This window comes from Methanobrevibacter olleyae, assembly GCF_900114585.1.
GTDB classification, from domain to species: domain Archaea; phylum Methanobacteriota; class Methanobacteria; order Methanobacteriales; family Methanobacteriaceae; genus Methanobrevibacter; species Methanobrevibacter olleyae.
The window spans coordinates 38,923-44,922 of the sequence record NZ_FOTL01000016.1 but is presented as its reverse complement, the minus strand read 5'-3'; the positions used below and the strand labels follow the sequence as shown (position 1 = coordinate 44,922).

Genomic DNA, 6,000 nt, shown 5'->3' with positions numbered 1-6,000 from the left:
TTGAAATTTTTTAATATTTTTAATCCCTATAACTTGCGTAAATTTTTTTTAGATTTTTCACAAGTCGATAAATTTAAATGCTTTAACCAATATAATATATTTAGTGTCTTTATTATCAAATTTAATACTATGTTTCATGTTAATTCACTAAATAAATATATGTTTAACATAGTATTTAAATTTAACGATTGTAAAGGCACTTTTTACGTTAATAACGTTCATAAAATTTGTATTTTTACTATGGGAAATCATAGAGTATTGAAAACATAGAAAATAAGAACAAAAAATGCTCTAATTTTTAGAAAAAATCTAGGACCCTACTATTTTTTCTAATTTTATAAAACTTTAAATTAAATAATTTATATATCAATTAATATGATTAATATGGTAGCTGGTTTAGGAGAAAATGAAAATATTTTATTAGCTTCTAAAGAATTAGAATCAATAGAAGATTTAAATATACATTTAGTTAAGAGTGAAGATGAACTTATTGATGCATTTAAAAATCCGAAGGTTCATGCTACTCTTAGAGGTTCACTTAAAGCTTCTAAAATTATCAAATCTATTAAAGAACTTAAATCAGATTGTAAAATTAATAGAGCTACTTATATTAATACTTCTGAGGATGAAAACTTTTCTAAAGATTATGAATTTTTACTTGCTCCTGTTGGGATAGATGAAGGTAAAAATTTAGAGGAAAAGGTTGAGCTTGCTATTCAAGCTGCAAATTTCTTACAATATCTTGGAAAAATGCCAAAAATAGCTATTTTAGCTGAAGGAAGAAAAGATGATTTAGGTAGAAGTGAAAAAATTGATGAAAGTTTAATATCTTCCCAAGAGTTAACAAATCTATTAACAGATACTTTTAATAAATTAGATAATTTTGATAATAACTCTGATGATATTTCTAAAAATTATTCTATAAAGAATTATTACATTCTCCTAGAACAAGCTATTGAAGAGGGATACAATATTATTCTTGCTAATGATGGTATTTTTGGCAATATAATGTTTAGAACACTAGTTTTACTTGATAAATGGCCGAGTTTTGGTGCAGTTACATTAGGAATGGATGAAATATTTATTGATACAAGCCGTGATCAAAGTGTAGAAGGCTATAAAAGAAGTTTAAAATTAGCTTATAAGTTAGCGAAATTAAAAGAATAATTCAACCATTCTAAAACTTTAACTATTTTTCAAAAAATAATATAAAACTATTTAAATTTATTTTACTAAATATATTATATGATAATGAATTACTTCTTTAAGTAATTTTAAAAATTATGGATAATATTGATAAGAAATTATTAATTAAAAACTTAAAAAATATTATAATCAATTTAATGAGGAATGATTGTGCCACCACAATTTTTATATAAAATTTATGAAAAGCGTCTTTTAAATGAATTAGACCCTAATAGGATGCCAAAACATGTAGCTATTATTATGGATGGTAATAGAAGATACTCTAAGATTCAGGGGAATATGGCAGTTATTAAAGGTCATGAAATTGGTGTAGATACCTTAGAAAAGGTTCTTGATTGGAGTATTGATTTAGGAATTGAAATCGTAACTGCTTATGCTTTTTCAACTGAAAACTTTAATAGGTCTCAAAAAGAGGTTGAAGGTTTAATGAATTTATTTGTTAAAAACTTTAAAAGAATAGTAAATCATGAAAAAATTCACAAAAATAAAGTTCGTGTAAAAGTTGTAGGTAGAATAGAACTTTTACCAGATAGTGTTCGTGAAGCTATTCAAGAGGCAGAAGAATCTACAAAAGATTATAATGAAAGATTGTTTAACTTAGCTATAGGTTATGATGGCCGTTTAGAAATCGTAGATGCTATTAAAAAGATTTATAAGCAGGTAGAAGATGGTGAAATTTCTATTGGCGATATTGATGAAGATTTAGTAAGTAAAAACTTATATACTGCTGGCTTAGAAGATCCAAGTCTTATTATAAGAACCAGTGGAGAGGAAAGACTTAGTGGATTCTTACTATGGCAATCTTCTTATTCAGAGCTTTATTTTTGTGATAGTTTATGGCCAGAGTTAAGAAAAGTAGATTATTTAAGAGCTATTCGTGATTATCAAGAAAGAGATAGAAGATTTGGTGTTTAATCCAAGCTTTTTTTAACCTTCGGTTAAAAAAAACTTGATTAAAATTTTTTCAAAACTTTTAGAAAGTTTAAATTTTTTAAATTATTTTTTTCTTTTTTTAAATTACTTTATTTATTATTTATTACAATTATTAATTTATTTTTTAATAGGGATAGGATATACACATTGTAATTCTGATGTATCCATGATATGAGTGTGTTTAGTGAGTTTAAAACAATAGTAGTTTACAAATTATTAAATTATAAAATTATCTAAGAGCATATGTATGAAAAGTATTATATATAATCCAATGATATATTAGTTAATAGATTAATTCCTCATTTTGAAGAAAGATGGTTAGAAAGAGATTTTGAGATTAATTATGTTGTAAAATGTTTACTAAATGATATTCCATTATCTATTTCTAAAACTATGGCTAATCGGTTTAAATTAGTTTATCCTCATGAAACTAAATCTACAATGGATCTGTATGTAATTATTGAAATTGATGATTATCGTATTGTAAAAATTATCACTGCTTATCCAGTTGATAAAAGGAGGAGAGAGTGTGAAAGATAATTCTTTTGCAGTAGATTATAAGTATGATTCTTCTGCTGATGTTTTAGCAGTTAAAGTTAAAAGAGATTTTTCTTATCATGAAACTATTGAAATGGATGAAGGTATTTTATTAGATTTTGATGTTAATAATGTTCCTATTTCTTTAGAGGTTCTTGATGCATCTAAAAGATTTAATGTACCTAAGTACAGTTTACATAATCTTTTTTCATTTAATATGAATGTTTGTGTTAATGATGACTGTATTAAAATTGATGTAACTATTGGAGTTTCAATCCATAATAAGCAAAAAGATTCTGTTTTAAGTTCTTTAATTAACAATTATGCTAATATCCCTAATATGGAAACTGAATTAGTAACTGCTTAATTTTATTTTATTTTTATAAATTTTTTCAAAGTTTATAATGATTCATTATCAAAAATATATTTCTGTGATGGTGAATCTTTTTTTATTCAACATTTGTTTTGTTCGCATATTTATTAACTTGTTTATAGGCTTATTTTATTTTTATGTGATTTTTTCTCCAGTTTTTCATTTGGTAGTCTAAAAATGTTAAAATTCCATTTTTAGTTTTGTAAGTTTTCTTAATTTTTTCTGGATTTGTTTGTCTGTAGTAATTTTCTACTTTATTTGATGTTTTTTCAATATTTTCATCATCTAAGTATTCTATGTATCTTTTGAAGTGATTTAAGACATGTTTGTTTAGAAACTGCATTAAAACTTCTGGAATTGAATCATAATTTTCTAAATAATTTTTAAATTCTTCAATCGCTTTTTTTGGGATTTTAAAATTTTATGGGCTTAAATTTATTTCTAATTATTTTATTTATAAATAAATAATAAATTTTTATTTTTAAACTTAAACTTTTTTACAACCTCAAAAATTAAATATTAGTCCAAATGAATCTAGTAAAAATTTAAAGAATCTTCGTGAGAATGATTTTGTATATATTATGAATCCTGAATATCACATTCCTAAATTATATAGGCTAACTTAATAAGGTAAAAGATTCTTCATTTATTTGAGTAAATTTACCATTTTTTAATAAAACTACTTATTTTAATAGCTAGATATTTAGCTATTATTGTCCTTTTTTTATAGTTTTGAAGATTTTTAAAAACTTAATTTTAAATATAAAGTAAAATATATAATATTTTAACTCTTAAAAATGTTATGGATACTTAAGACTTGTAATGATAAATACATTATGTTTAAAAGAATTATAAATTATTAGTTCAGTGATAGGATGATAGATACTCATTGTCATATAGATTTTGATGAATTTGATGCTGATAGAGAGGATGTAATAGCTAGAGCTAGGGATAAACTTTCAGCTGTAATTAACTCAGGATATGGTTTAGAAAGTAATGAAAAAGCTTTAAAACTTTCAAAAGAATATGATGGATTTGTTTATCCTACTTTTGGTTTTCATCCTGTAAGTTCACAAAATTCTCCTAAAGAAGAAATTGATTTAGCTCATAAACAAATGGTTGAACATCTTGATGAAATATTAGCTATTGGTGAGGTAGGAATGGACTTTTTCTACTGCACAGATAAAACATTAAGAGCACGTCAACAAGAAATATTCACGGGCTTTATTGAAATTGCAAATGAATACAGGAAACCTTTACTTATTCATGGTAGAGATTGTGAGAAGAAGATATTTAATTTATTAAAAGAATATGATGATATTCCTAAAGTTATATTCCATTGTTATGGAGGTAGCTTAAAAACTGCTCGTAAAATATTGGATATGGATGATTATTATTTAAGTTGTTCTACTATGCTTTGTTACAGTGGGAGGCATCAAGATTTATTTAAAGAAATCCCCATTGAAAGAATTTTAACTGAAACAGATAGTCCCTATTTAGCAATGACAAAACAAGAAAGGAATGAACCTGTTAATGTTGCACTAGCAGTTGAAAAATTAGCTGAATTAAAAGAAACCACTGTGGATGAGATAGACCAGCGAACTGAAAAGAATGCAAGATATGTATTCGGCATATAATTATTAAAAAAAGGATTAATTAAAGTGATGCTTGTTAGATTATTTTATTTTTATTAAGCCATTATTAAATTTTAAAGTATGTTTGTTATTGTTTAGTTTTAAATTATTTTTTTTAAAAGGATTTTAAAGCATGATATTATGAAACCTTATGTAATATTAAATGTAGCTATGACATTAGATGGTAAAATAGCTACAAAAACTGGAAGCTCTGAAATTTCAGGTAAAGAAGACCTTGAACGTGTTCATGAAATTAGGAAAGAAGTTGATGGGATTATGGTTGGAATAGGTACGGTTTTAGCTGATGATCCTAGGCTTTCTGTTCATAAGATAAAGGCAAAGAAAGAAGATAATCCTATTCGTGTCGTTGTAGATAATAAGGCAAGAACTCCATTGAATTTTAGAATTTTAAATGATGATGCAGAGACTATAATTGGGGTATCTTCTATTTGTGATGAAAATAATCCTAATTGTGATATGGACGCTGTTAATAGAGCAAAAGAACTTTCTAAAAAGGCTAATCTCTTCTATTCATCAGAAGAACCTGTTGATCTTGTAGAGTTTATGGAATATTTATATACTAAAGGAATTAAAACTCTTATGCTAGAAGGGGGATCTACTTTAAACTTTTCTATGATTAGTGATAATTTAATTGATGAAGTAAAAATATGTATTGCACCTATGATTGTTGGAGGTAAGGATTCTAAAACATTCTTTGATGGAGATGGATTTGACAATATGAAGGATGCTGTACAATTAAAATTAGAGAAATCTTATCCTTTAGGAAAAGACTTTATAATGGAATATAAGGTTTTAAAATAAGATTTAATGAGATTTTTTTGAAATATAATGTTTTAAAACAAAATAATGATATAATAATTATTAATGAATAAAATAAGTAATTTGTAAAAATAAAATAATGATATAATAATTATTAATGAATAAAATAAGTAATTGTAAAAAATATATTTTTTGCTAGTTTTAATTTATTTAATTAATATAAATATAAATATTCTTTATTAATTTTAATAAATTAAAAAGAATGTAAAAGCAAACAAATTTATTTTCTCTGTTTGCTTCTACTTGTTTTTGAAATTATGGTTTTTTAATTGAGGTTTTAATTTTCTTTTCTTAATTTTTTCACCTCGAATTATTTTAGTTTCGATTTGATAGATTTTTCTTTCTTTTTTGATTTGCTTTGAAATAGATTGAAGCAATGTTTTGTAAATGATTTTAGTTTAATTTCCATACTAAAATACTTTTTTTAAAAAATTTCTTCAATATTTTTTTTTATTTTTGGTTAAAAACCAAATGTTT

Annotated in this window: 6 protein-coding genes and 1 pseudogene; 6 read left to right on the top strand and 1 reads right to left on the bottom strand. The window is 24.3% G+C overall.

What is annotated here, in order from left to right:
- Positions 1-384: 384 nt before the first annotated feature.
- From mtxX to BM020_RS05595, 4 genes are all read left to right on the top strand, one after another.
- The gene (gene mtxX / locus BM020_RS05610; protein ID WP_234970521.1) at positions 385-1,167 is read left to right on the top strand and encodes a methanogenesis marker protein Mmp4/MtxX; all 783 of its coding nucleotides are present in this window, start codon (positions 385-387) and stop codon (positions 1,165-1,167) included.
- Between the two features lie 183 nt (positions 1,168-1,350).
- Positions 1,351-2,121, top strand: a complete 771-nt coding sequence (gene uppS, locus BM020_RS05605) for a polyprenyl diphosphate synthase (RefSeq protein WP_067146070.1) — start codon at positions 1,351-1,353, stop codon at positions 2,119-2,121.
- A gap of 411 nt (positions 2,122-2,532) precedes the next feature.
- Positions 2,533-2,679: a hypothetical protein gene (locus BM020_RS09600; RefSeq protein WP_158499584.1), complete on the top strand. Its 147-nt coding sequence runs from the start codon at positions 2,533-2,535 to the stop codon at positions 2,677-2,679.
- Positions 2,669-3,043 (top strand): DUF2283 domain-containing protein, encoded by a 375-nt coding sequence (locus BM020_RS05595; protein ID WP_074798536.1) that lies wholly within the window; start codon positions 2,669-2,671, stop codon positions 3,041-3,043. Before BM020_RS09600 ends, BM020_RS05595 begins: the two co-directional genes overlap by 11 nt.
- 130 nt (positions 3,044-3,173) lie before the next feature.
- Here BM020_RS05595 and BM020_RS09840 read toward each other — a convergent pair.
- Positions 3,174-3,455 (bottom strand): annotated as a pseudogene (locus tag BM020_RS09840) (ISNCY-like element ISM1 family transposase); the annotation flags it as partial.
- 469 nt (positions 3,456-3,924) lie between these two features.
- Here BM020_RS09840 and BM020_RS05585 point away from each other — a divergent pair.
- Positions 3,925-4,686 (top strand): TatD family hydrolase, encoded by a 762-nt coding sequence (locus BM020_RS05585; RefSeq protein WP_067146076.1) that lies wholly within the window; start codon positions 3,925-3,927, stop codon positions 4,684-4,686.
- Between the two features lie 138 nt (positions 4,687-4,824).
- The gene (locus BM020_RS05580) at positions 4,825-5,505 is read left to right on the top strand and encodes a 2,5-diamino-6-(ribosylamino)-4(3H)-pyrimidinone 5'-phosphate reductase (RefSeq protein ID WP_067146078.1); all 681 of its coding nucleotides are present in this window, start codon (positions 4,825-4,827) and stop codon (positions 5,503-5,505) included.
- The last annotated feature ends 495 nt before the right edge of the window (positions 5,506-6,000 follow it).

Coding starts and splice junctions, on each gene's coding strand:
- mtxX (WP_234970521.1), top strand. CDS start 385: ATGGTAGCTGGTTTAGGAGAAAATGAAAATATTTTATTAGCTTCTAAA.
- uppS (WP_067146070.1), top strand. CDS start 1,351: ATGATTGTGCCACCACAATTTTTATATAAAATTTATGAAAAGCGTCTT.
- BM020_RS09600 (WP_158499584.1), top strand. CDS start 2,533: ATGGCTAATCGGTTTAAATTAGTTTATCCTCATGAAACTAAATCTACA.
- BM020_RS05585 (WP_067146076.1), top strand. CDS start 3,925: ATGATAGATACTCATTGTCATATAGATTTTGATGAATTTGATGCTGAT.
- BM020_RS05580 (WP_067146078.1), top strand. CDS start 4,825: ATGAAACCTTATGTAATATTAAATGTAGCTATGACATTAGATGGTAAA.